This window comes from Crocosphaera chwakensis CCY0110, assembly GCF_000169335.1.
GTDB lineage: Bacteria > Cyanobacteriota > Cyanobacteriia > Cyanobacteriales > Microcystaceae > Crocosphaera > Crocosphaera chwakensis.
On sequence record NZ_AAXW01000001.1, the window covers coordinates 35,576 to 59,284 of the forward strand.

Consider the following 23,709-nt stretch of genomic DNA (forward strand, 5'->3'; position numbering starts at 1 on the left):
GTTAACTTTTCTTTCTATTCTAATACACAATCCTTAGCTAACAGTGAACAATTGCCAAAATTAAGATTTTCTCAAGATGTAGTCAAGATTACTGCGGACAGGAATTTGGCGGTCTCTTAGATAATTTTTGACCTCAGCAATGGTTAATTGTCCATAATGGAGCAAAGAAGCGAGTAAAGCTGCTTCTGACTTCCCTTCTGTCAATGCTTCGTAGATATGCTGACAATTTCCGGCACCTCCTGAAGCAATAACGGGAATTTCCACTTGTTGAGCAATGGTACGAGTTAACTCTAAGTCATAACCAGCCTGGGTTCCATCCGCATCCATACTCGTAATTAATAGTTCCCCTGCCCCTCTTTTTTCCATTTCAACTGCCCATTTTATGGCATCTAAGCCCGTATTTTCTCTTCCTCCCCGAACATACACATCCCAACCAGGATTATTGGGGTTATGACGGCACTTTGCATCGATTGCCACCACAATACACTGTTTTCCAAAGCGATCGCTTGCCTTATTAATAAAATCAGGATTTCTTACAGCAGATGAGTTAACACTCACTTTATCAGCACCAGCTCTTAACAAAAGTTTAATTTGTTCTAAGGTTGAAATGCCTCCCCCAACTGTCAAGGGAATAAAAACAACTTCGGCGGTACGGTAAACCACATCAATGATAGTATCCCGTTGTTCGTGGGTCGCTGTAATGTCTAAAAAGACTAATTCATCTGCCCCCGCATCATTATACACCTTCGCCAATTCTACTGGGTCTCCTGCGTCTTGAAGATCAACAAAATTGACTCCTTTAACAACGCGGCCTGCATTAACATCTAAACAAGGTAAGATTCTTTTGGCTAACATTGATTAGTTTTTTGGTTTATTGATATCACTCTTTTCATGTTGACATAATCTTGTGATGCTCCTTAAAAAATTTTGATTAATTTTAAGTTTAATCCCTTAACAATGAGACTTTTTTTTATGCTTTTTTGCTTTTGACTCAGATAATAAAAATGAGTCTCCTGGATGAACTAAAAATCGATCACGAACCGCTTCTCGTCCTAATAACATCCGAAAACCCATCACATCCCTATTAGTTAAGGTTAATTCAATATTCCAGACTTGTCCTCCTATTTCTACAGGAGTTAAAATAACCGGACGATATTGTTTATGTCCGCCAGAGTTTTTAACGTTACGCCATTCTAATAGTTTCGCTTCACAATTAACAGTAGTTTCTTTATCTTTTTGATAGGGATGAACTTGAAAATGAATCATCCTTGTACCCTCTTTTTCAATTTCTTTGATATGAAAAGCGTGTAATGCTGACGATCTTGCTCCTGTATCGATTTTAGCCTTAATTTCAGTAATGCCTAATTCGGGTAAATCTAACCATTCTCTCCACCCAATAATACCGAAAGAGTCTTTATCTTTTTTGCTATGTTTCTGTTCCATGAAAATTTACAATTAATTATCATCTTTTACTCAGAATACAGTAAAAGATGACCTTCAGGAAATCGTTAATCTAAAATATTAACAAAAATAGTTTTGGAAGTTGCTCAAATAAATGGATATAATAGATGTCTATTAAATTATCCTGTTTCTGGTCATTTTTTCTGTCCCAGAAGAATCGCTCTATTGTATTAGTATAAAGAATGATGAAAGTTTTTGATTATTTAAAACAAACTTCCCTTTTACGGGTTAGCGATGGCAAAACTATTCCTATTTTCACTAATTGCCAATCTTACTCTCGCTTGTTAGTGATCCTTTGGTCACAATTAGGAGATTTTGATACCCTTGAATATGCTTGGTGGTTAAATCAAAAATCATCAGAAATTTCAGCAAATAATATAATAGTAAAAGCCATTGGTATTGGTAATCGTGAATCAGGATTAAAATTTTGTAATTATACTAAATTTCCTCAAGAAAACTTATTTGTTGATCCTGACGCTAATATTCACGAAAAATTAGGGTTATATGAAGGATTATCTTGGAATATACCAGGACTGAATGATAGTCAAAATGCTTGGGTCAATTTAATGTTGATGTGTGCAGGAATTGGAAGTAAAGGAACTTTAAAAGAAGTGTTGAGAGGATATACAGGAGATAAAAAAGCCCCTCAATTAATTGGAGATCAAGAAGTGATTAATACCAATATTTTACCCCCTCTAAAAGGGTCATTTTTTAACCTAGCAGGAGGGAAAGGGTATCAGCGGCCTTTTGAGTTAGCAACCTTAAGATTAAGGAATATGACTGAAGTATTAAGTAGCTGGAAAACCTATGTCCCTGATGCTGCTTATTTAACTCAAAGAGGAGCCACTTTTTTATTTGATCAACAAGGTAATTTATTATATGAACATCGAGATAAAGGAGTGCTTGGTTTTGCTGAAAACATGAGTAATCCATTATCTTTTTTATGCTTCGATTCTTAGTGAAAAATATCAGAAACATTAATATAATTGTGTCTTTTATCGCTTAAACAGTTAAACTTATTTACCTTAAAAAAGATTAGAATTAAATAGCTTTAAAAAATAAACGATCAATTATAAATCTTGAATTAATTGGTATTTACTATCAGAACGAAATACATAGATAGGCTGAAAGCTATTAGAAAGACACTGGCACAAACAATACCGCTTTTAATGCTTGTATTTCTGTTGGCAACCCTCACCCCTAATCAAAAAATTATAATATTTGTTAAACTAAAAAAAGACAATTATCAACTGAAACCTTAGCCTATGTCTCAACGTCCTATTTATTTAGATTGTCACGCTACAACCCCAATGGATAAGAGGGTATTAGAGGCAATGTTACCTTATTTTACTGAACATTTTGGTAACCCTTCTAGTATTAATCATTTCTATGGTTGGGAAGCAGAAGCAGCCGTAAAAAAAGCAAGAGAAACGATTGCTAATGCAGTTAAGTGTAATCCTGAAGAAATTATTTTCACCAGTGGAGCAACAGAAGCCAATAACTTAGCAGTAAAAGGAATTGCTGAAGCTTATTTTAATCAAGGACAACATATTATTACTGTTCAAACCGAACATCGTGCCGTTTTAGATCCTTGTAAATATCTAGAAAAGTTAGGCTTTAAAATTACTTATCTTCCTGTACAAAAAGACGGAATAATTGATTTAAAATTTTTAGAAAAAAGCATTCGTAATGAAACAATCTTAGTTTCAGTCATGGCAGCTAATAATGAGATAGGAGTTCTTCAACCCTTGAAAGAAATTGGAGATATTTGTAAAAAAAATGAAGTATTGTTTCATAGCGATGCAGCCCAAGCAATTGGAAAAATTCCTTTAGATGTTCAAAATATGAATATTGATTTACTATCATTAACTGCCCATAAAATTTATGGGCCTAAAGGTGTTGGTGTTTTATATATTCGTCGTCGCAATCCAAGAGTAAATATTGCTTCACAATTACATGGGGGGGGTCAAGAAAGAGCTATCAGATCAGGTACATTATATACCCCTCAAATTGTCGGATTTGGCAAAGCTATTGAGTTAGCATTAGCAGAAATAGAAACAGAAAATAAACGTCAAAGCGAACTTAGAAATAGACTACAAGAACAGCTTTTAAATATAGAAGGAGTATCTATTAATGGACATCTTACCAAACGTTTACCCAATAATCTTAATGTTAGTATAGAAGGAGTTGATGGAGCAGCCTTATTATTAGGATTACAAGGAATTGTTGCCCTTTCTTCTGGCTCTGCCTGTACCTCTACTACAACAAAACCATCTCATGTTCTTAAAGCATTAGGACATTCCGATAAACTAGCTTACGCATCCTTAAGATTTGGATTAGGAAGGTTTACGACGAGTCAGGAAATTGATACGGTAGCGCAACAAGTTGTTAATACCATTCAATCTTTACGTCAGGCAATAGTTAATACTAAATTTTAAATGATACTATTAGTTACAATCCTGATTTTATATGTTTGCTCATATTGTCAAAAAAATCATCAGATATAATTTCTGGTTGAAAGCAATTATAGAGTTTAGTGAGTTTAGTATAATAGATAGAAGAAAGATAGGCTCGACTTAAATTAACATCAATTAGGGTAGAATCTGTTAAATCAGTTCTTATAAAGTGAGTCCCTTCAACAGAGACATTTCGTAAATATGCTTCACTAAAATCAGTTCTTTCTAAACAGCCATAATCTAGACAGGCATTTTTTATTAAAGTACAATGAAAATTAGCTTCTTTTAAGTTAGAGTAAATTAAATTACCATAACTTAGGTCGGCTTGATAAAAATTAGCGCGGTAAAGATTGCAGTTGGTAAGATTAGCACCTTTTAAATTAGCTTTTTCGAGATTAGTTCCTTGTAGGTTTGAATTTTGTAAATTAGTTCCTTCAAAATTCACATTTTCTAGATTAAGTCCACTTAAATCTAAATCGCTGAGATCCGCATAAGTAAAGTTTCTTGCTCCCAAAGCGTACCTCTGTTTAAGTTCCCTTAATCTCAACTTAAGCATTTTTACTTTCTTAACAAATTTTAATATAAAGCTTACCTTCCGAACATACCAGTTCAAAATAGTTTGAGTCAATAGGTATTATGACATAGTTGCATAATTTCTATGTAATTAGAGAATAGTGTAGAGAAAAAATACTGTAACTAAGACAAAAGCTAAACTTGAATGATTTTTATTTATTTACCCTAAAAAAAGCTAATAAACAATTTATACTTTCCCAGTAGTATTACTCAGTATTGTCAAAGATATAGCTTTTAGGTTATATTCGGGTTAAAATAATAAATAGTTGTGTCAAAGCCTAACATAAAAGGCAATCTAATCCCCCTAATAAAATAGGACGGTTACCCAAAAACACAACATTGGAAGATTAATCAAGCATGATTAATCAGTTTGATCAGAAAAGCTGATAAAACTCCAACGTTTTTATCGAAGTTACCCACTCATAACTATCCACCTAGACAGCGTCTTAATATAAATGTCAACGAAGCGCAAGTTTATTCTTCAGGATTTTCCAAAATATTGAATAAACCCTCTTGTTGTGAAATGGGTAGAGACACCCTAAAACATCAAGTCATTTCCCCTGATGGAGATAGTCAGTATTCATAGCCTACTGACATTAGGTTAAGGATAAAAATGAGTCGAGTTCACTACCGTTGACCCTTGACTTAATATGTCAAAATGTTTAATCGTAAACAATTTTTCCAGTAATTTAAGCACCAAACCCAGGAATTATAACCTGTCATCGTCTCTTACAGAAGTTTGAGGGAATTGAATGCCAAAGCAAATTATTATCGCAGAAAAACATCACATTGCTGCCGTTTTTTGGGAAGATCAAATACAAGAATTAGTGGTTGCCACAGGGAACCAACAAGTTAGTGACATTTTCCTAGGCGTTGTTGAAAACGTCATCCCCGGCATTGATGCAGCCTTTGTTAACATCGGAGATGCAGAAAGAAACGGCTTTATTCACGTTACCGACTTAGGACCATTGCGCCTCAAACGTAGCGCAGGTGCCATCACAGAACTCTTAACCCCACAACAAAAAGTGCTGGTGCAGGTGATGAAAGAACCCACCGGTAACAAAGGTCCAAGATTAACCGGCAATATTAGCCTTCCTGGACGCTACTTAGTATTGATGCCCAACGGCAAAGGAGTTAACCTCTCTCGGCGTATTCGCAACGATGATGAACGGAGTCGGTTACGGGCTTTAGCTATTCTTATTAAACCAGCCGGCATGGGCTTATTAGTAAGAACTGAAGCCGAAGGCAAAGCCGAAGAAGCCATCATGGAAGACTTAGAATTTTTACAACGACAATGGGAGTCCATCCAAGTCCAAGCCACCTCAACCCGGGCCCCTTCCCTATTAAACCGTGATGATGACTTTATTCAAAGAGTTTTGCGGGATATGTACAGCGCAGATGTCAACCGCATTGTCGTAGATAACCCCTCCGGAGTCAAACGGGTCAAACATCATTTAATGAACTGGAGTGGAGGAAGACCTCCCGAAGGCGTATTAATTGACCACCATCGGGAATCTATGTCGGTTTTAGACTATTTTCGAGTTAATGCTGCTGTTAGAGAAGCCCTAAAACCCAGAGTTGATTTACCATCTGGGGGTTATATCATCATCGAACCCACCGAAGCTCTCACCGTCATCGATGTCAACTCAGGGTCTTTTACCCGTTCAGCAACCTCCAGAGAAACCGTATTATGGACTAACAGCGAAGCAGCTACCGAAATCGCCCGTCAGTTAAGATTAAGAAATATTGGTGGTGTGATCATTGTCGATTTTATAGACATGGACTCTCGACGAGACCAACTTAAGTTACTTGAACATTTCAATAAAGCCCTCAAAGTTGATAAAGCCAGACCCCAAATTGCTCAACTCTCAGAATTGGGATTAGTAGAATTAACCCGTAAACGCCAAGGCAAAAACATTTATGAGTTATTTGGTCAACCCTGCCCTCAATGTGGCGGTTTAGGACATTTAGCCCATCTTCCAGGAGAATCTCAGTTAGTAGCCCTTGAGTCAAGCGCAAACCCCACCCTTCCTATTCCTGCCCCAACCCCTGTAACTCCCAAACCAGTCGAAAAACCGGTAGAAGTTAATGACAGCAGTTGGGATTCTTCTTTTGAAGACGAAGATAACGATAATTCCGATGAATTAGAATTATTACACCATCCCAGTTATCAAGAACAAAATAGTAACGCCAATAATCGTCGTCGTCGCCGTCGTCAAACTCCTAACCTGGTTATCAAAGAAGATTCTCCTAAACCAAGCAATAACGGTGGCTCCAAAGAAGGCGACGATAATAACGAATCCAGTTATGAAAATCGCAGAGAACGGCTACCTCGGCATTTGCGTCGAGAAGAAAGCCCAGTTGAAAAAGTTTCAGTAGAAATGACTCCTCTAGAACAAGATGTTTACGCTTTAATGGGTATTTCGCCTTTGGTACGTCTTGATAAAGAATTTAAAGATCCCAAATCTGTGGTAGTTTCAGTTAAATCTCCAGATGGTGTAGAAAGAAAAACCATCGAACTGACCGAAACTTCTACCCCAGAAGTTGAGACCCCTGCCAAAGAAGAACAACAGATGGTGATTGACTTAAGCGATATGAGCAATGACCATTTGAGTGAGTCTCCAGACATAGAGGAAACAGAAAATATAGATGATGACGATGATGATGAAACTGAACTCACTTCCTCATCTCAAGAGGACGGAGTTAAACCAGTTATCCGTCGTCGCCGTCGTCGGTCTTCGGCAAAAGACTCAGATGAATAAAATGTTATCCTACTATCAAAGAATAAAAATGCTAAAAACTTAAACCAAATAAGAGAATGGCTAAGTTAAGACTAGAAAACTTAACAAAACAATATCAAATCGATAAAGGAAAAACCCTTGATGTGGTTAAAGGAATCAGTGGTGTTGAGGTTCAAGACGGAGAATTCTTAACCTTACTCGGCCCATCTGGTTGCGGAAAATCAACCCTTTTGAGATTAATTGCCGGATTAGAACCCCCAACAAAAGGAGATATCTTTATTGGAGAAAAAAAGGTCACTAATATTGCCCCAGGCGATCGCAATATTGCTATGGTTTTCCAAAGTTATGCCCTTTATCCTCACATGACAGCCGAGGAAAATATTGCCACAGCCTTGAAAATTCGTAATCTTTCCGATAAGGAAATTAATGAACGGATTCAAAAAGCTGCCAAACAATTAAAACTTCAAGAAGGGAAAGATTGTTTACTGGAAAAACCAGGCAAACTCTCAGGGGGACAACGGCAAAGAGTGGCTTTAGCCCGCGCCTTGGTTAGAAATCCTGATGTTTTCTTATTAGATGAACCCTTAAGTAACCTAGATGCCCTTCTCAGAGAACAAGTCAGAGCAGAACTCAAACAAATTTTCACCGAACAAAATAAGCCCGTGGTGTATGTCACACACGACCAAACTGAAGCTATGACCCTTTCGGATAAGGTGGCGGTTTTATTTGGTGGTGAAATTCAACAATTGGCTTCTCCCCGTGAAATTTATCGATACCCTGCTAATCAATTTGTCGCAGGGTTTGTGGGTAGTCCTCAGATGAATTTGCTAGAATTGGACTGTGAGAATAATCAGGCTATCTTAGGTAAATTTCTCATTCCTCTAACTAATGTTGCCCCTGAAAACATTCCAGAGTTAAAAGGCCAGTCTCAAGGACTTAAACAGATAGTTTTAGGCATTCGTCCCGAAGATATTCATGAAGCAACAGAAATTGATTCTTTAGTTATCGAAGGTCAAATTAAATTAGTAGAAGAATTAGGTAAAGAAAGTTTAATTAGCGTTCAAGTTGAACAATCAGACTTAGTGATTCGAGCCTTAGTTAAAGACGATGGAAAAAAGAAAAATGGAGATCATATATCCTTAGCTCTGCCTGAAAACAGTCTTCATTGGTTTTATTGGGATGGAAGTGGCTATGATCCAGATGGTAAACCGTTGCTTTCTTATCATCAACGTTATCGTCTTAATCAAAAATCATATTAATTGGTTTGCATCTAAGATGCAGACTGAATTATTTTTCTGAGGAAGAAAGGTAAGACATTACTGAATTCCCATTTATTTTTTGGTTCTAAAATATTGATAATATATTGATAAGTAATGGCGTGATGCAAAGCACACAAAGGTCTAGCTATTGCCCAAGCTTCCAGTAACCGTTCTTTAGATTCATATTCAAGCCACTGAGAGAGATAGCTGTTTCGTATCCGTGGAATAGAATAATAATGATTCCAAAAAGTTTTAAATTGGTTAAGACAAAATTTGCTGCTGGAAATAAAAAACAATTCAAACAAATCAAAAAAAGGATGAGAAATACAACTATCTGTCCAATCAAAAAAAATATAATTACCTTTATTAAAAGCAACATTATTTAAGTGTAAATCTCCGTGAACCAAGGTTGATGGAATGTTGTAGCTATCTAGTTGTAAGCATAAGTTTTTCAAAACAGGAACTAAATTGTGGAGTTGTGTAATCTCTTGTGCTGATAATTGAGTTAATGTAGCTGCGTTTTCTATTAAAGGTTCAATTTGAGTTTCTAAACATTGTAAACGCCGATCTAAACAACCCATTGCTAAAAGGCGATCGCAATATTTTACAGACTGAATTTGTATTTTTGCCAATAAACCATAAATATTTTGTTTGATTTTTAAAGATACTTGATTACCGATTGGTTGACCAAAATCTTCTAATAGTAACCAATGCTGTTCAGGATTAATACTAATTACTTTAGGGATATAATTAGGAAAAAAAGTAGCTAATTCTTTAGTAATAATTGGTTCATGGCAAAAAAGGGGTAACGTAGAAGCTTGTTTAAAATATAAAAATCCTACAGTAGTTGGTACTTTTAAAATACAAGAAAGACACCAACTTTTTACACATTCAATAGGAGCAATTTGTTCATACCCCAATCTACTCAATTCTTTCTTAATCCAATTAGACACCTGAGCATACCAACCCAGTTGCGCCCAAGGTGGACGAAGTTCAGGAATTTTTCCTGTTTGTCTTTCCATTAAATAGGTTTGAATTAGAGATTTATGTTCTAAATTAGGAAACGAAATCCTATTTAAAGTTATGCGATCGCACCACATTCCATTATTCATGTTTTCAGGAAAAGTATCCAATTCTAAAACATAGACCCCTTCCATTACTTTTTCTGTTTGATTCCTATGAAAATAAGCATAATGTAAAATATTAACAGTAATGCCAAATTTTTGCTCAATGGCTTGATTAATTACAGTTACGTTATCTGGCCGTATTCCTTGATTAATCTTAATCTGCGGTAAGCAATAGTCTTGATTTCTATGGGATTTTACCCAAATCATTGCTTGAGTGGGATGTAACAATAAAAGATAAAAATGACATTGCCAAACTTTGAAAAATTTCATAAAAATACACTTAGTCCTAACACTGTTTAGGTACAGTTTTAAAAGTCAGGTTAATATTGTAGAGTAATCAACTGATAAATTTTTTTTGGTCATGATCAAAAAAGTTCCATTAATCCTATTGCTGAGCTATGTAGCTCTTACGTCAGGAGGGTGTAGCCTTTTTCAAAGCGGTCAAGACTCCTCAGAAGAACCCCCTGTAGCTGAGTCTCCTGAATCCCCTGAAACTCCTGAAGAAAACCCAGACGAAGTCTTTGAAGACCCTGAGTCCACTCCTTCTCCTCCTCAAGTCTCCGCCAGCCAAGGCTTGCTACCATCCACACCCCCTAGTGAACGGAGGAAAAACATTCAAACCGGTCGGGATAACCCCTTTGCTGTTATCCCTATTAAACCCGTGGTTCGGCAAACAACTAGCTCAAATGGCTCTAATCAAAATGGCTTCGCTCAGAATGGGGTGGCCGCAAATGGCGTTGCTCCACCAGAACAACTGTGTACATTAGAGCAAAGACCAGTCGCTACTGTAGCCCAAGCCCCAGGGAGTGCAACTCCTGTCTCCGATGTTGGTCCGGCACCCCTCCTTGCTCCTGTTTTACCCATTCCTAACGAAGCAAGAGGGGTTGAGGTATCAGGAGTTATGCAACTTAGTGGAACTCCTGTGGCTATTGTTAAAGCCCCGAATGAAAACGTTGCTCGTCAAGTAAGAGTGGGGGGAACTCTATCCAATGGACAGGTTAGAGTTAAAGCTATTAATGTCAGCAGTCAAAGACCTTATGTGATTTTAGAACAGTATGGATTAGAAATTCCCCGTGGCCTTGGAGAACCCCCAGAAGAACCGATAGATCCACCAACTCCATCAACTCCTTCTGCACCTTCTATCGCTCCACCCGACCCCGCCAATCCTGATGGTTTTGGAATTGTTAACAATTTGATGTTACAACAAGTTGAGTTAGCAGGAGAAGATACATCGAATCCCTTAGTGAATGGCACATTATGTAATAATGGCAATGAAACCCTGAAAGTTTCCACTCTAACCTTACAAATTGCAGAAAAAGGAACTAACAAAGTTATTAACAGTATGAAAGTTGAACTAGCTGCAACTTATACCTTAACCCCCGGCATTCAAGCTGAATTTGATGGTCGTGTAGGAGCAGACGATAACAGTCAAAAGTCAGAACTGGGTCTTCGAGGTCGTAACAAAGAAGACGTAACAATCACCTTAACTGATTGGTCTTAAACAATTAGTTTAAATATGTACAAACAGTGAAACACACAACAGAAAAAATTACTTATCCTCATTTATCATTGGCAGTTTATCGAGAATTAGCTGCCCATTTACGTCAAATTGAAGAGGTTACGATTGAGTTAATTCCTCAACAGTCTCAACACTTTAGCTATGATCAAAGTCAAATTGATCACTTAGAAATGGGTTATCCTGTTAATTTTCCTCCCTTAGAAAAACAGCGACTCGCAGACATTCTGAATTATTATGCTGAAGTTCACGGCCCTTACACCAGAGAAGTTAGAGAATATCTCCCTTCCTAATTAAATTTCGTTTTTAACTCCTCACCCTTTTTTTGTTTTCTTCCTAGGAAAAATTTAATCAGAATCCAATTATTAACAATTAATAATTATTGAGCAAATAGGAAAGAAGTACAAGGCAATGGAGTTACTTACTTTGTCTACTTTTAAATTTGATACAACTTATAAATATTAGAAGCTGCCATAATTAGAAATGAATTAATTTTTATTTATTACTTGTTTATCATAAAGTTAAAAAAATTTTTTATTTTATGCTAAGGAAAAATATCAGAAAGAATGGCGTACTAGATTTAATCTTGTTCATGGTTCAAAAAAAGAACTGATATGAAACCCTTAATTTTTCGCACTAAAATTGTTGCTACGATTGGGCCAGCTTGTTATTCTCCTGATGTGCTGCATCAAATGATGCTGGCTGGCATGAATGTTGCTCGCTTAAACTTTTCCCACGGGAACTATGATAATCATAGCCAAATGATTAAGTTATTGCGTCAACTTTCCCAAGAATTAGACCTACCTTTAACCATTTTACAAGACTTACAAGGGCCAAAAATTCGGGTAGGAGAAATACCTGACAATGGTCTAACTTTGACAGAAGGATCTTCTGTAACTATTGTTCCTTTAGAGCAATGGGAAAATCAAGAAAATACCATTGGTATTGATTATCCCTATGTCGCCAAAGAAGCACAACCCGGTACACAAGTGTTACTCGATGATGGGATATTAGAATTAACCGTTGAAGCCATCAAGGGTGATGGAGTAAGTTGTAAAGTGGTCGAAGGTGGCATTCTTAAAAGTCATAAAGGGGTTAACTTTCCCTCTCTTAACTTACAACTGCCTTCGATGACGGAAAAAGATAAAAAAGACCTAGAATTTGGCATTTCTCAAGGGGTCGACCTTATTTCTTTAAGTTTTGTTCGTCAAGCAGCCGATATTAAAGCCCTTAAATCCTTTTTAGCTGCTAGAAATGCTGATATTCCAGTATTAGCAAAAATCGAAAAACCCCAAGCCATTGAACATTTAGAAGAAATTGTCGACGAATGTAATGCCATTATGGTAGCTCGTGGGGACTTAGGCGTAGAAATGCGCCCTGAGAAAGTCCCCTTGTTGCAAAAACAGATTATTCGGATGTGTAATCAAAAAGGTATTCCCGTGATTACAGCTACCCAAATGTTAGATAGTATGATTCGTAATCCGCGTCCAACTCGTGCAGAAGCCAGCGATGTAGCCAATGCTATTATTGATGGAACCGATGCAGTAATGCTCTCAGGAGAATCAGCCGTTGGAGACTTTCCAGTGCAAGCAGTTACGATGTTAGCTAGTATTGCCCGCGATGTTGAGCCAGAAATCTCTTTTACCAATTATCCTCCACGACATCGGGATAAAGCTCACGCCTTAGCTGAAGCATTGAATGCTATTGATAAAGTGCTTGATCTCCACTGTATTGTAGCCTTTACTGAAACAGGTTACTCAGCCAAATTAGCTGCAGCAGAACGTCCCCAAGTACCCGTTTTGGCTTTAACCCCTAACTTTGAGGTTTATCACCGTCTCAACTTAGTTTGGGGAGTGCGTCCTGTTTTGTTTAAGTACGATGGGTTAACCTTAGAACAACTACTTGAACAAATGGAATCAGTTCTATTAGAGAGAAATTTCGTCAGCAAAGGCAATCAAGTTCTAGTTTTAGGTGGTTTACCGTTAAGAAAGACTAGAACCACTAGCTTTCTCAATATTCATACCATTGGAAAGGACAATTAAACTAAAAGATTGAGATGCTGCATTAATTGAGATGCTTGCATAGCTCCTTCAATCCTTTCTACTGGTTGTCCTTGTTTGAATAGAACTAAAGTAGGTAAAGATTGAATGCCATATTTGGAGGCAATTCCTGGATACTTATCGGTATCAATTTTAACAACTTGCACGCGGTTTCTCATTTGGGTTCCAACTTGTTCTAAAATTGGGCTCATCATTTGGCAAGGACCGCACCAAGTTGCGTAAAAATCCACCAAAACAGGAACTGTTGAGGCTGATAACATTTCTTCAAAACTGGAAAATTGTTTTTTGATTGTCATAATAGTTGAGAGAGATTCAGTTAACAATAAGAAAATCTATACCAAAAGGAATAGATTGGTGGCTTTTTTAAGCCATAAGATAATACTCTCTTATCAGAGGTTCTATCTTGCACATATCATTGATTAATGTTAGTATTCTCAATGTCATCAAAGATACTAAAAATAAAACCACAAAGCTGTCAAGATTTCTTAATTTCTTAATATAACCTTTAATATTGCTAAGCAAGAGAATGAACAACAAATATTCATATCAGTCACCTTATCTCAATCAACCTGATAAATAATACTTAACAATTAATAATTAATCCCTATTAAAACTAGAGAATTTAACCATTCAAAGGTAGAGATTCTTAGCCTATTGAGACAAAATAGTTTAACTATGGTAAAGTAACCATGATCTCTTGAGGTGATTATGTTAGTATCATAACCAAAAGAATCATTCTTTAATGACTTATTTTTCTTATTGTCTTTGATTTAGCTAAGGTTAAATCAGTCAACTCAAGTAAAAACAAACAGAGAAACAGCTTATGAAATCTTCCCTTGTTATTTTGTATCACCGTGAACCTTATGACGAAGTAGTAGAAAATGGACAAGTAAGATATCTGCCAAAGAAAAGTCCTAATGGTATTGTTCCAACGTTAAAGAGCTTTTTTGCTGATGATAATAACGAAGGAACTTGGATTGCCTGGAAACAAGTTTCAGAAGAGCAGAAACAGCAATTTAATAAGAACGTTAATGTAGAAGATGATGGCAATTATCGGGTTTCCCGTATACCTTTAACTGCTGAACAAGTGAGGGATTTTTATTACGTTACTTCAAAAGAAGCATTCTGGCCGATTTTACACTCATTTCCTTATCACTTTACCAGTGAGTCATCCAATTGGGATAACTTCGTGAAAATTAACCGACTTTTCGCTGAAGCAGCTTGCGAAGAAGCGGCCGATGATGCCTTAATTTGGGTTCACGATTATAACCTTTGGCTTGCACCCCAATTCATTCGGGAGAAAAAGCCTGATGCAAGAATTGCTTTCTTCCATCATACTCCTTTCCCTTCGGTAGATGTGTTCAATATCTTACCTTGGCGAGAAGCAATTGTAGATAGTTTGTTATGTTGTGATGTGGTTGGCTTCCACATTCCTCGTTACTCAGAAAACTTCGTTAATGTTGCCCGTAGTTTGCGGCCTATTGATATTGTAGAAACCACAAAAGTAACAGGACATATGACGCCTGTGGGTATTGCTTTAGCTGAACCAGAAGTTAACACCAAGTTAAGATACAAAAACCAAATCGTCAAAGTAGATGCTTTTCCTGTAGGAACTAGTCCCCAAAACATTTTAGATGTGCTACACACCCCAGAAGCAGACGCCAAAGTCGCAGAAATCAGAAAGACGATTGAGGGTCGTAAACTGATTATTGCCGCCGGTCGGGTGGATTATGTGAAAGGGAATAAGGAAAAATTGGAAGCATTTGAGCGTTTATTAGAACGTCGCCCAGAAATACACGGTAAAGTTAACTTTGTCATGACTTGTGTGCAAGCAGCCACAGGAATGCAAGTGTATCAAGAAGCCCAACGAGAAATTGAATATTTAGTGGGTAAAATTAACGGACGTTTTGCTGAATTTGACTGGCTTCCCGTTCGTCTATTTACTCAACCCATTCCTTTACTGGATTTATTCTGTTACTACAAAGCGGCCGATATTTGCTGGACAACTCCTTTACGAGATGGCTTAAATTTAGTGGCCAAAGAATATATTGTTGCCCATGAAGGAAAAGACGGAGTATTAGTCTTATCTGAGTTTGTTGGGGCAGCGATTGAACTTCCTCAAGCGATTTTAACTAATCCTTACTCCGTTAAATTAATGGATGAAGCGATCGATAAAGCTTTAGATATGTCTCCTGAAGAACAACAGGAAAAAATGGCGAAAATGTACGAAACGGTGACTAAGTATGATGTTAAATACTGGTCTGACCGTCTCTTAGACTACTTTGCTAATATGACCCGTGAATTTGTCGATGAAAAAGAACCCGCATTAAACTAAAAAGTTTGCTCCCTGATGAACCTCAGTAAGTTTAGTTTCCCTACATTGATCTGTGGGGATTTTTTCTTATAATAAACAAATAAGAATCTTTTTAATCAATTTATAAATTATGGTATTGTCCTTAGAAAATAATCAAAAAAAATTAAAAGAAACAATCAATCAACAGGATAAAAAAAACGACTCAAACCAAGAACCTATTTTATGTCCTCATTGTAAACGCACAGCCAGTAATGGTATTAAATGTAAAGGCATTTGTGTAGCTGATGATGATTATTGATCATTTATTTATTTCAAAATACAGATTTGTCCACGATGATGATGCAATCTAATTATTAATTAAGTGTTATTTGTCTGAGTTTCGGTGCGTTTTTGACGCGCCTTTTTATTTATTAAAAAAACGTTTATAATAAGATTAGTTTAAACTTAATTTAGACAAATGGATAACACAAGTAAGCATATTTATAATTACATTGTCCTCCTCGAACAAGAAGCAGAGGGAGGTTATCATGCTTTTTGTCCTACTTTAAAAGGGTGTCATTCCCAAGGAGATACCTTTGAAGAAGCGATTGAGAATATTAAAGAAGCGATTGAATTGTATCTGGAAAGTTTAAGGGAAGATAATCAACCGATTCCTCAAGATAATTTAATCGTTAAACCGTTAAGTGTTTTAGCATGAGCAACTTTCCCAGTATTAAAGCCAAAGACTTTATCAAAGTAATCGAAAAATTAGGATTTTATTTAGATCGTCAAAAGGGAAGTCATCAGATTTATAAAAATAGTCAAGGACAAAGAGTTGTTGTTCCCATTCATTCAGGAAAAGACATCAAACAAGGTACACTAATGGGAATGATTCAAGATATTGGACTTGATAAGGAAAGTTTTTTTGAGTTGTTGAGAAAATAAGATCAGATCATATAGAGTGCATTAACGAAGTTTACAAAAACGCACCTTTTTCTACTTTATAATTTCCTCGACTTGTTGAGGAGAAACTAAGGTATTCGCACACAAAATACCAGAAGCAGCAACTGCCGGAACCCCAATACCTGGTAAGGTACTATCTCCGACTCGATAAAGTCCTGAGATGGGAGTATGACAGCTAGGAAACAGACCATTTCCGGCGGGTATTGCTGGTCCATAAGTTCCTTGATAACGACGGAGAAAGCGACTATGGGTCAAAGGGGTTCCTATTAATTCTAAAACCACTCGTTGACGAATATCAGGAATAACCTTTTCTAAAGCTTTATATAAGGATTGCGATCGCTGTTTTTTCTTATGTTCATAGTCTGCATTTTTTTCCCATCCTTGATAGGGTTCTAACGTATAAGTATGAACCACATAATGACCTTCAGGGGCTAAATTTTTATCCCAAACAGAAGGAATGGAAATCATACAAGTATTACCAGGAACGGTAATATCTTTATTACTATCATGAACCACCACATGATGACCCGTTAAATTTTCTAATCCGTCTGCTTTTATGCCTAGATGAAGGTGCATAAAACTTTCAACAGCAGGGGTTTCTAGTTGTTCTTTTCGATAACTTTTAGGTAAATCTTCTGGATCTAAAAGGTGTTGATAGGTATCCCAAAGCGTAACATTAGAAATAACAACAGAGGCGTTAATAATATCCCCTTTTTTGAGTTTAATTCCTGTTACTTTTCCTGATTTGATAATTATTTTATCGACATGAGAGTTAAGATATAATTCTCCTTCATATCGCTTTAATCCATTGACCAAAGCATCAACAATTGCGGCACTTCCGCCGATTGGATATTCTACGCCAGCGCGGGTTCTTTCTCCCAACATAAAGGCAATTTCTGGGGCAACAGTTCCCTTAGCTTTTAATCCTGAGAGTAAGAAACATTCAAGATCAATTAAACGACGAACCCAAGGATCTTTTACGGTATTATCCATCACACCTCCTACTGATCCGCTAATCATTCCCACTTGAAATAAACTTTTGATTAAAGAGGGAAAATAGCGACTAATTAAAACAGAAAATAATTGCCAATCTGCTCGTAAAGCAATAGTGGGAATATCTTTTAAACAGTCATAAAGTCCTAGCATTTTAGACTCGAAATTAGCTAATTCTTTAGCCCCTTGAGGAGTCACTTTTGCGACAGCTTGACGATACTTTTCTAGATCACTATAAACAGGAAATTTTTCCTCTGGAAAATGATAATGACCCAAAGGATCATAAGGAATAACCTCTAAACTTTCCCCTAAACTATCTAATACTTGTTTTAAAGGATTAAGAGAAGGTTTTTCATTCCCCAAACCACAATAAAAAGATGGGCCAGAGTCAAAGATGAACCCTTGACGAGTGAAACTATGAGCAGCACCACCAGGGATAGAATGACTTTCAAAAATGGCAACTTTTTTCCCATATTTTGCTAATAAAGATCCAGCAGTTAAACCACCGATGCCACTGCCAATTATAATAACATCAAAGTTCATTATTAAACTCTTATATCGGTTGATGGGTTTAGCTCGGCTAAACCCTTACAGACTCGTAAAATGCCACAATCACTTATGACTCAGATTCAGATTTATTCTGAATTAATGCGCGATATAATCCGTAAAGAACAATCCCTAAAATTCCTACTACGATCAAAGAGGTAACTAACTTTAAAATGCTATTGAGGATGGATAATCCTACTATCACTCCAACCACAGCAACGCCTACTTTAGCAGGGGTTTCTAACCCTTGATACCAAGCAGCAACACGAGTTAAGATCCCGTTACTATTTTCTTCATTGGGGTTAAAAGGACGGACTGGGGTGGTTTGATTATTTATTTCCGTTTCAAGATCCTTAAATTTCTGTTCTAATTTTTCTTCCCAGTTGGGACTATTGCGATCGCTCATAAACTAACTATCCTAATTGAGTAACCATCTATACTATTTATGTTAATGCAATTTTGGAGTTTACGGCCAACTCTATCTAAGTCATCACTTTGCTATAACAATGCCATACAAAAGACATAAAAAAATGTAAATCTAAAAAGTGACCATTAAATCGTTTGAATCTTTATGAAACTCACGACTATTCTTGTTAATACTGTTGTAATCGCTTTCTTCTTAACTGGTGTTGGACTTACTTTAGATAAAATAGAAAGTGCTTCTATATCCAATCCTTTTAGAGTGAGAACAGCGCAACTTCACAAAACTAATTAATTATATTTAACCTCTTTGGATCACTCTATTGGGGGAAGTTTCCAAGTAATATTTCAGATACATTTATAAAATATTCTGAATAACAAAGCCGAAGAGATTGGACAATGAAGAAAACAACCGAAATCAAAAATTTTCAACTATTTATTACGACGTTTGTTTACACTTTTTCGTTGTTTCAATCTTTTCTTCCTCAAAAAAAGCTCAAGCAATAATTAATCTTTATTGATTATTAATGGGTTTCGAGATATTTTTCTAATTTTTGTGCTAACCTCTCTACAGAAATCCGGGGAGAAAACCGAGGAATGGTTTTTTCTCCTTGGGGTAAGTGCATTCGTAAAACGGGAATTTCGTATTGATAGGACTTAAACCAATCGTCACGGGTAGTAATGTCTCGTATTTCTAACTCAAACTGTAGGGTTTCTATTTGCTTTAATTTCCCTTCAAGTCCTTCACATAAATGACACCCTGGCTTGCTATATAAAATGAGTCGCATATAATTAATTAAGAAATAATAAGATAAATTTTGATCACAAGTTTGGAGTTAACATTCTCTAAAATGAAAGGATTTGAAATCCCTAGTTTTCTATTTAGAGATTAAACTCTTTGCTCTAATCCGTTAATGTAGAAATAATTGATCCTAACAATATTGTAAATCTTGAGACGATATTTAGACAATGGATTTAACCGTTGCCACTCAATTAGCGATCGCCTTAATTTTAGGCTTAATTATTGGCATAGAACGGGGCTGGAAGACCCGTGAAGACCCTGATGGTTTGGGAGATGGGGGGATTCGTAACTTTGGTTTAAGTGGGCTATTTGGGGGCATTGCTGCGGTCTTAGCGGATAAATGGGGCATCGGTATATTAGCGGTGATTTTTTTAGGTTTATCTCTCGTTATTGTCACCTCTTATGCCTTGACGGCAAAAAAATCAAAAGATTATGGGACTACTACAGAAATTGCTTTATTGATGACCTTTAGTTTAGGGGCTATGGTAGTGAGTGGTTGGATGATAGAAGCAGTAGCGATCGCTGTTATTGTAGCTTGGTTATTGGGGTTAAAAGAAGAGTTACGTCGCTATTTATTATTACTGCAACGTCGAGAGTTAATTGCTACCTTACAATTACTATTAATTGCTTCGGTTTTTTTTCCTCTTTTACCGAATGAAAATTTAGGTCCTTGGCAAGCGATTAATCCTCGTTCCATTGGTTTATTGGTATTATTAATATCGGGTATTTCCTATTTAGGTTATTTTTCTATTCGCATTTTAGGTAATAAAGTCGGTTTATTATTAACGGGATTTTTCGGAGGAATTGCTTCATCTACGGCTTTAACTTTAGCCTTTTCTCGTATGGCAAAAACTCGTCAAGATATTACTATTTTATTAGCTGCTGGCATTGCTTTGGCTAATGGTATGATGGCACCGAGATTATTAATAGAAATTATGGTGGTTAATGGTAGTTTAGCTCAACAATTAATTATACCGTTAATCGTATTAGCAATTATTCCTTTAGTTTGTGCCGGTTTATTAGTTTGGCGGTTATCTCCTCCAAAATCAACCACTCCCGTTAAGCTATCAAATCCAGTAGAATTAGGTGCAGCTTTACAATATGCTGCTTTATTAGCTATTTTATCGATATTGGTTCGTGCTGCTCAAAATTGGTTCGGAGATAGCGGAGTTTATCTATTATCGGCCATTTCTGGACTGGTTGATGTGGACGCGGTTGGTATTTCTTTAGCTAAAGCTGCTAATGATACTATGGCCTCACAAGTTGCTATGATTGGGACGTTATTAGCAATAACCATGAATACCATTGTTAAAGTAGGAATGACTGCTATAATCGGGGGGAAAGTGTTAGCTTATTGGTGTGGTGGGATTCTTTTTGGTTCCCTGTCATTAAGCATCGTAATTTTCATAGCTAATATTTCAGTGATCAATTAACAGTCATCAATGATCGGTTGTCAGTAAACAGCAATTAATTAATTATTTATCAACAGTAATTAATGATTAAGTAACCATAATCAGTTATTAATTATCGACCACTGGTCACTGTTCTTAGTTTATTGTTAAAATTTACATTAATATGGCTTTAAAATTCTTTCAAAAACCCGAACCAGATAATAGCGATCGCGTTCCTCCAGGACAATATTTAGCCAAAGGGTTTCCTGTTTTAACCTATGGTGATACCCCTCAAATAAGTACCGATCAATGGCAACTTAAAGTCTGGGGTTTAGTAACACCAAAAACCTTTTCTTGGTCAGATTTTATGAATTTACCTCATCATGAATTTACCAAAGATTTTCACTGTGTTACCCGTTGGTCAAAATTAGATGTTAAATGGACAGGAATTAAAATTACAGACTTTATCAACTTATTAGATATTGACCCCAAAGCAACCCATGTGATGCAACATTGTTATGGAGGTTATACCACTAATTTACCTTTAAAAGATTTTGTTTTAGACGGTAACTTTTTTGCTTTCAAACTATCAGGAGAAAACTTACCTCCCGATCATGGTGGCCCAATGCGTACCGTTATTCCTCATCTATATGCTTGGAAAAGTGCAAAATGGATTAATGGGTTAGAATTTTTGCCGAAAGATGAGTTAGGTTTCTGGGAAAAAAATGGTTATCATCGACGGGGTGATCCCTGGAAAGAAGAACGATATGGAGGGTAAGTTATCAGTCATTAGTTATCAGTTATTAGTTAAATTTATTGATCGCTGGTCACTGGTTACTGTTAACTATTTTAAAAGATAAGGTCATGATAAAAATAGAAAATTTGCCTTATTCTATTAGTATTGTTCTGTTTACTCGATATCCCGATCCAGGAAAAGTAAAAACCCGTTTAGCTTGGGATATTGGCGATCGCACAGCAGCAGAAATTCATCGTTATCTCATGAGTAAAATGTTGGGAATACTACTCCGTGAGATGGATGGAATTAATATTATTGTAAATTACACTGGAGTTGATACTGTCAGCAAAATGATCGACAGTTTTGATCCTGATTTACTATCAGATATAAAGCAACATATTAACTCTGGTGTCCTCTCTTTTATTCAACAACCCTCTTCCTCTTTTGGGGAACGAATGAATGCGATCGCTAAACAGTTAGGAAAAGTAATAATAATTGGTTCTGATATCCCAGGGATTACTTCTAATATTTTAAATGAAGCTATCGACTGTGTAAACGGAGATGAAGCAGCGATCGCTTTAACTGCGGATAAGGGTTACTATCTCATCGCTTTACCTTATTATAGTGATGTTTTTACTAGCATTAATTATGGTGAAGCAAATGTCTATGAACAGACATATACTTTGATGCAAAAAAATTATGCTTCTACCTCTATTCTTAATCATACTTTAGTGGATATTGATGAGGTTAATGATCTGGAATTTCTTGGTTTAACAGACTTAATAAAACAAAATCAAATTGAGATTTCAGTTATTATTCCTACCTTAAATGAAGTTAATTCTATTTACGAGACGTTAGTTAATTTAGTTTTAGTTAAACAGGCCAAAATAGTAAATAATATAGAAATTTTGGTAGTAGATGGAGGAAGTAAAGATAATACATTACAACGGGTCAAAGACTTTAAAAAAGACTATCCCCATACTCTCATACAGTCGTTAATTATATCCTCTTTAGGTCGTGCTTTTCAGATGAACACAGGGTTAAGACATTCATCAGGAAAGTATCTTATTTTTTGTCATGCAGATACCCTATTACCATCAGAATGGGATAAAAAAATAGTTTCAATACTAAGCAACGAAAAGGTTAAATTAGCTTATTTTGACTTACAATTTCAACAAGATCATTTAGGATTAAAATGGGTTGCTTGGACAGCTAATAATATTAGGCGATCGCCTTACGGAGATCAAGTTTTTTGTTTGAGACGAGATTATTTTAAAGCAATAGGAGGTTTTGATTATCTTTCTTTGCTAGAAGATGTTACTTTGATTGATAATAAAATTGGTTATCAACAGTCTCACAGAATTCCTGAACCCGTCACTACAAATGCGCGTAAGTATAGTAATCAAAACAATGAATATAGTTACTTGTCTATTTTTAAAAACGTCAGTAAAAATTTAGCGATTATGTCAGGAACAAAACTATTAAAATTACCGGCTTGTCAATTAAGAAAAATTCATTATGGTTCATCTCCTGACTATGAATTATTAGAAGTTGCCTTTCAAGATAAAATCTATACATTTAACTATCATTTCCCTAAAGAATTACACCATAAACTTTTAATCTGGAAAAGAGTATATTATCGACAATTGATGAATCAATTAATCCCTAAAATTTTAAATCATTGCCAGGGTAATGATATTTTTATCGATATTAGGGCTAATGTAGGGGTTGTTAGTTGTTTACTGAGTATGGAGTTAGCTAAACATCGCATCAAAACTGATATTTTTGCCTTTGAACCTGTTTCTTATCTGTATCAACTCTTTAAAAAAAATTATGAGCTTTATATTAATGAAACAAGAAATAAAATTTATCTAGAAAATTTAGCTTTAGGAGATCAACAAGAAGAGAATAATAGTATTGAAGTTAAAGAAATAGCCTTAGATGATTATCAGTTTCCTATAAAGAAAAAAATCAGCATTATTAAAATTGACTTAAATAGCAATAAGTTAAATGTACTTAAAGGAATGATAAGCACTATTAAACAACATCAACCGATTTTAGTTTTAACTCCATCAATTTTTTTATTTCCCAATGCTCAAAGCGACACTAAAAATGATATTAACGCTATGATATACTTACTTAATAATTTAAACTACCAAGTAGATAAATTTAGTTTTATTAATTATATTGCTTACCCTAAGCACAAGATATGAGTTGAAGAGAACAGGGAAAACTAACAGGTATTAGTGTTTAATATTCAAAGTTATGTTATGTCAGTGAGTCAGATAAAAAGGGACTATTATAAGCATTTTCTAGCTGATAAGTCTTATTTGTTTGATTATCCTGATTTGTTTAAGTTGCAGTTTTCTATA

General features: G+C 35.8%; 24 protein-coding genes. 15 read left to right on the forward strand and 9 right to left on the reverse strand.

All coding sequences use genetic code 11. From position 1 onward, the window contains the following. Positions 1 to 60: 60 nt before the first annotated feature. Positions 61 to 855, reverse strand: a complete 795-nt coding sequence (gene hisF, locus CY0110_RS00175; RefSeq protein WP_008272491.1) for an imidazole glycerol phosphate synthase subunit HisF — start codon at positions 853 to 855, stop codon at positions 61 to 63. A 96-nt stretch (positions 856 to 951) separates the two neighbouring features. Continuing rightward, on the reverse strand, positions 952 to 1,443 hold the full coding sequence (locus CY0110_RS00180) for an ATP-dependent zinc protease family protein (RefSeq protein WP_008272492.1): 492 nt from the start codon (positions 1,441 to 1,443) through the stop codon (positions 952 to 954). Between the two features lie 200 nt (positions 1,444 to 1,643). Here CY0110_RS00180 and CY0110_RS00185 point away from each other — a divergent pair, with 200 nt between their 5' ends. After that, on the forward strand, positions 1,644 to 2,420 hold the full coding sequence (locus CY0110_RS00185) for a peroxiredoxin-like family protein (protein WP_008272493.1): 777 nt from the start codon (positions 1,644 to 1,646) through the stop codon (positions 2,418 to 2,420). A gap of 111 nt (positions 2,421 to 2,531) precedes the next feature. Here the strand turns inward: CY0110_RS00185 and CY0110_RS31590 are convergent, their stop codons facing one another. After that, the gene (locus CY0110_RS31590) at positions 2,532 to 2,615 is read right to left on the reverse strand and encodes a hypothetical protein (RefSeq protein ID WP_408605564.1); all 84 of its coding nucleotides are present in this window, start codon (positions 2,613 to 2,615) and stop codon (positions 2,532 to 2,534) included. Between the two features lie 111 nt (positions 2,616 to 2,726). On the opposite strand from CY0110_RS31590, the gene CY0110_RS00190 reads away from it, so the two are divergent. Continuing rightward, positions 2,727 to 3,899, forward strand: coding sequence for an IscS subfamily cysteine desulfurase (locus CY0110_RS00190; RefSeq protein WP_008272494.1), 1,173 nt, complete (start codon positions 2,727 to 2,729; stop codon positions 3,897 to 3,899). Between the two features lie 13 nt (positions 3,900 to 3,912). Here CY0110_RS00190 and CY0110_RS00195 read toward each other — a convergent pair whose 3' ends face one another. Next, a complete protein-coding gene (locus CY0110_RS00195) occupies positions 3,913 to 4,473 on the reverse strand; it encodes a pentapeptide repeat-containing protein (protein ID WP_008272495.1) in 561 nt (186 codons plus the stop codon). A 387-nt stretch (positions 4,474 to 4,860) separates the two neighbouring features. Here CY0110_RS00195 and CY0110_RS29680 point away from each other — a divergent pair, with 387 nt between their 5' ends. The 3 genes from CY0110_RS29680 (at position 4,861) to CY0110_RS00205 (ending at position 8,490) form a co-directional block, all read left to right on the forward strand. Beyond that, complete coding sequence (locus CY0110_RS29680; protein ID WP_157464509.1) at positions 4,861 to 5,076, forward strand: hypothetical protein; 216 nt, start codon at positions 4,861 to 4,863, stop codon at positions 5,074 to 5,076. Between the two features lie 166 nt (positions 5,077 to 5,242). Beyond that, on the forward strand, positions 5,243 to 7,252 hold the full coding sequence (locus tag CY0110_RS00200) for an Rne/Rng family ribonuclease (protein WP_008272496.1): 2,010 nt from the start codon (positions 5,243 to 5,245) through the stop codon (positions 7,250 to 7,252). Between the two features lie 56 nt (positions 7,253 to 7,308). Further along, positions 7,309 to 8,490 carry an ABC transporter ATP-binding protein gene (locus CY0110_RS00205; RefSeq protein WP_008272497.1) on the forward strand — a complete coding sequence of 394 codons (1,182 nt, stop codon included), beginning with the start codon at positions 7,309 to 7,311 and terminating at the stop codon, positions 8,488 to 8,490. Positions 8,491 to 8,501: 11 nt separating this feature from the next. Here the strand turns inward: CY0110_RS00205 and CY0110_RS00210 are convergent, their stop codons facing one another. Continuing rightward, positions 8,502 to 9,887 (reverse strand): aminoglycoside phosphotransferase family protein, encoded by a 1,386-nt coding sequence (locus tag CY0110_RS00210; protein WP_008272498.1) that lies wholly within the window; start codon positions 9,885 to 9,887, stop codon positions 8,502 to 8,504. Positions 9,888 to 9,978: 91 nt separating this feature from the next. Here CY0110_RS00210 and CY0110_RS00215 point away from each other — a divergent pair, with 91 nt between their 5' ends. The 3 genes from CY0110_RS00215 to pyk all read left to right on the forward strand — a co-directional run bounded on the left by CY0110_RS00215 (position 9,979) and on the right by pyk (position 13,175). Then, positions 9,979 to 11,118, forward strand: a complete 1,140-nt coding sequence (locus tag CY0110_RS00215; protein ID WP_008272499.1) for a hypothetical protein — start codon at positions 9,979 to 9,981, stop codon at positions 11,116 to 11,118. 26 nt (positions 11,119 to 11,144) lie between these two features. Next, a complete protein-coding gene (locus CY0110_RS00220; protein WP_008272500.1) occupies positions 11,145 to 11,426 on the forward strand; it encodes a hypothetical protein in 282 nt (93 codons plus the stop codon). Between the two features lie 321 nt (positions 11,427 to 11,747). Next, positions 11,748 to 13,175, forward strand: a complete 1,428-nt coding sequence (gene pyk, locus CY0110_RS00225) for a pyruvate kinase (protein ID WP_008272501.1) — start codon at positions 11,748 to 11,750, stop codon at positions 13,173 to 13,175. On the opposite strand, the gene trxA is transcribed toward pyk, so the two are convergent. Continuing rightward, on the reverse strand, positions 13,172 to 13,489 hold the full coding sequence (trxA, locus tag CY0110_RS00230) for a thioredoxin (protein WP_035797900.1): 318 nt from the start codon (positions 13,487 to 13,489) through the stop codon (positions 13,172 to 13,174). The two genes, pyk and trxA, sit on opposite strands and share 4 nt — an antisense overlap. A 527-nt stretch (positions 13,490 to 14,016) precedes the next feature. On the opposite strand from trxA, the gene ggpS reads away from it, so the two are divergent. From ggpS to CY0110_RS00250, 4 genes are all read left to right on the forward strand, one after another. Beyond that, a complete protein-coding gene (ggpS, locus tag CY0110_RS00235; RefSeq protein WP_008272503.1) occupies positions 14,017 to 15,528 on the forward strand; it encodes a glucosylglycerol-phosphate synthase in 1,512 nt (503 codons plus the stop codon). A gap of 109 nt (positions 15,529 to 15,637) precedes the next feature. Further along, positions 15,638 to 15,805: a hypothetical protein gene (locus CY0110_RS30280; RefSeq protein ID WP_008272504.1), complete on the forward strand. Its 168-nt coding sequence runs from the start codon at positions 15,638 to 15,640 to the stop codon at positions 15,803 to 15,805. A gap of 159 nt (positions 15,806 to 15,964) precedes the next feature. Further along, positions 15,965 to 16,204, forward strand: a complete 240-nt coding sequence (locus tag CY0110_RS00245; protein WP_008272505.1) for a type II toxin-antitoxin system HicB family antitoxin — start codon at positions 15,965 to 15,967, stop codon at positions 16,202 to 16,204. Next, complete coding sequence (locus tag CY0110_RS00250; protein ID WP_008272506.1) at positions 16,201 to 16,431, forward strand: type II toxin-antitoxin system HicA family toxin; 231 nt, start codon at positions 16,201 to 16,203, stop codon at positions 16,429 to 16,431. Before CY0110_RS00245 ends, CY0110_RS00250 begins: the two co-directional genes overlap by 4 nt. 51 nt (positions 16,432 to 16,482) lie before the next feature. Here the strand turns inward: CY0110_RS00250 and CY0110_RS00255 are convergent, their stop codons facing one another. The 3 genes from CY0110_RS00255 to CY0110_RS00265 all read right to left on the reverse strand — a co-directional run bounded on the left by CY0110_RS00255 (position 16,483) and on the right by CY0110_RS00265 (position 19,196). Beyond that, entirely contained in the window at positions 16,483 to 17,985 is a 1,503-nt protein-coding gene (locus tag CY0110_RS00255; protein ID WP_008272507.1) for a phytoene desaturase family protein, read from the reverse strand. Between the two features lie 73 nt (positions 17,986 to 18,058). Beyond that, positions 18,059 to 18,394 carry a hypothetical protein gene (locus CY0110_RS00260; RefSeq protein WP_008272508.1) on the reverse strand — a complete coding sequence of 112 codons (336 nt, stop codon included), beginning with the start codon at positions 18,392 to 18,394 and terminating at the stop codon, positions 18,059 to 18,061. Positions 18,395 to 18,932: 538 nt separating this feature from the next. Then, positions 18,933 to 19,196 carry a glutaredoxin family protein gene (locus tag CY0110_RS00265; RefSeq protein WP_008272509.1) on the reverse strand — a complete coding sequence of 88 codons (264 nt, stop codon included), beginning with the start codon at positions 19,194 to 19,196 and terminating at the stop codon, positions 18,933 to 18,935. A 181-nt stretch (positions 19,197 to 19,377) separates the two neighbouring features. On the opposite strand from CY0110_RS00265, the gene CY0110_RS00270 reads away from it, so the two are divergent. The 3 genes from CY0110_RS00270 to CY0110_RS00280 all read left to right on the forward strand — a co-directional run bounded on the left by CY0110_RS00270 (position 19,378) and on the right by CY0110_RS00280 (position 23,550). Then, the gene (locus CY0110_RS00270) at positions 19,378 to 20,643 is read left to right on the forward strand and encodes an MgtC/SapB family protein (RefSeq protein ID WP_008272510.1); all 1,266 of its coding nucleotides are present in this window, start codon (positions 19,378 to 19,380) and stop codon (positions 20,641 to 20,643) included. A 142-nt stretch (positions 20,644 to 20,785) separates the two neighbouring features. Continuing rightward, on the forward strand, positions 20,786 to 21,379 hold the full coding sequence (locus CY0110_RS00275) for a sulfite oxidase-like oxidoreductase (protein ID WP_008272511.1): 594 nt from the start codon (positions 20,786 to 20,788) through the stop codon (positions 21,377 to 21,379). A gap of 86 nt (positions 21,380 to 21,465) precedes the next feature. Further along, positions 21,466 to 23,550, forward strand: coding sequence for a DUF2064 domain-containing protein (locus tag CY0110_RS00280; protein WP_035797954.1), 2,085 nt, complete (start codon positions 21,466 to 21,468; stop codon positions 23,548 to 23,550). Positions 23,551 to 23,709 lie beyond the last annotated feature (159 nt).

Coding starts and splice junctions, on each gene's coding strand:
- hisF (WP_008272491.1), bottom strand. CDS start 855: ATGTTAGCCAAAAGAATCTTACCTTGTTTAGATGTTAATGCAGGCCGC.
- CY0110_RS00180 (WP_008272492.1), bottom strand. CDS start 1,443: ATGGAACAGAAACATAGCAAAAAAGATAAAGACTCTTTCGGTATTATT.
- CY0110_RS00185 (WP_008272493.1), top strand. CDS start 1,644: ATGATGAAAGTTTTTGATTATTTAAAACAAACTTCCCTTTTACGGGTT.
- CY0110_RS00190 (WP_008272494.1), top strand. CDS start 2,727: ATGTCTCAACGTCCTATTTATTTAGATTGTCACGCTACAACCCCAATG.
- CY0110_RS00195 (WP_008272495.1), bottom strand. CDS start 4,473: ATGCTTAAGTTGAGATTAAGGGAACTTAAACAGAGGTACGCTTTGGGA.
- CY0110_RS00200 (WP_008272496.1), top strand. CDS start 5,243: ATGCCAAAGCAAATTATTATCGCAGAAAAACATCACATTGCTGCCGTT.
- CY0110_RS00205 (WP_008272497.1), top strand. CDS start 7,309: ATGGCTAAGTTAAGACTAGAAAACTTAACAAAACAATATCAAATCGAT.
- CY0110_RS00210 (WP_008272498.1), bottom strand. CDS start 9,887: ATGAAATTTTTCAAAGTTTGGCAATGTCATTTTTATCTTTTATTGTTA.
- CY0110_RS00215 (WP_008272499.1), top strand. CDS start 9,979: ATGATCAAAAAAGTTCCATTAATCCTATTGCTGAGCTATGTAGCTCTT.
- pyk (WP_008272501.1), top strand. CDS start 11,748: ATGAAACCCTTAATTTTTCGCACTAAAATTGTTGCTACGATTGGGCCA.
- trxA (WP_035797900.1), bottom strand. CDS start 13,489: ATGACAATCAAAAAACAATTTTCCAGTTTTGAAGAAATGTTATCAGCC.
- ggpS (WP_008272503.1), top strand. CDS start 14,017: ATGAAATCTTCCCTTGTTATTTTGTATCACCGTGAACCTTATGACGAA.
- CY0110_RS30280 (WP_008272504.1), top strand. CDS start 15,638: ATGGTATTGTCCTTAGAAAATAATCAAAAAAAATTAAAAGAAACAATC.
- CY0110_RS00245 (WP_008272505.1), top strand. CDS start 15,965: ATGGATAACACAAGTAAGCATATTTATAATTACATTGTCCTCCTCGAA.
- CY0110_RS00250 (WP_008272506.1), top strand. CDS start 16,201: ATGAGCAACTTTCCCAGTATTAAAGCCAAAGACTTTATCAAAGTAATC.
- CY0110_RS00255 (WP_008272507.1), bottom strand. CDS start 17,985: ATGAACTTTGATGTTATTATAATTGGCAGTGGCATCGGTGGTTTAACT.
- CY0110_RS00260 (WP_008272508.1), bottom strand. CDS start 18,394: ATGAGCGATCGCAATAGTCCCAACTGGGAAGAAAAATTAGAACAGAAA.
- CY0110_RS00265 (WP_008272509.1), bottom strand. CDS start 19,196: ATGCGACTCATTTTATATAGCAAGCCAGGGTGTCATTTATGTGAAGGA.
- CY0110_RS00270 (WP_008272510.1), top strand. CDS start 19,378: ATGGATTTAACCGTTGCCACTCAATTAGCGATCGCCTTAATTTTAGGC.
- CY0110_RS00275 (WP_008272511.1), top strand. CDS start 20,786: ATGGCTTTAAAATTCTTTCAAAAACCCGAACCAGATAATAGCGATCGC.
- CY0110_RS00280 (WP_035797954.1), top strand. CDS start 21,466: ATGATAAAAATAGAAAATTTGCCTTATTCTATTAGTATTGTTCTGTTT.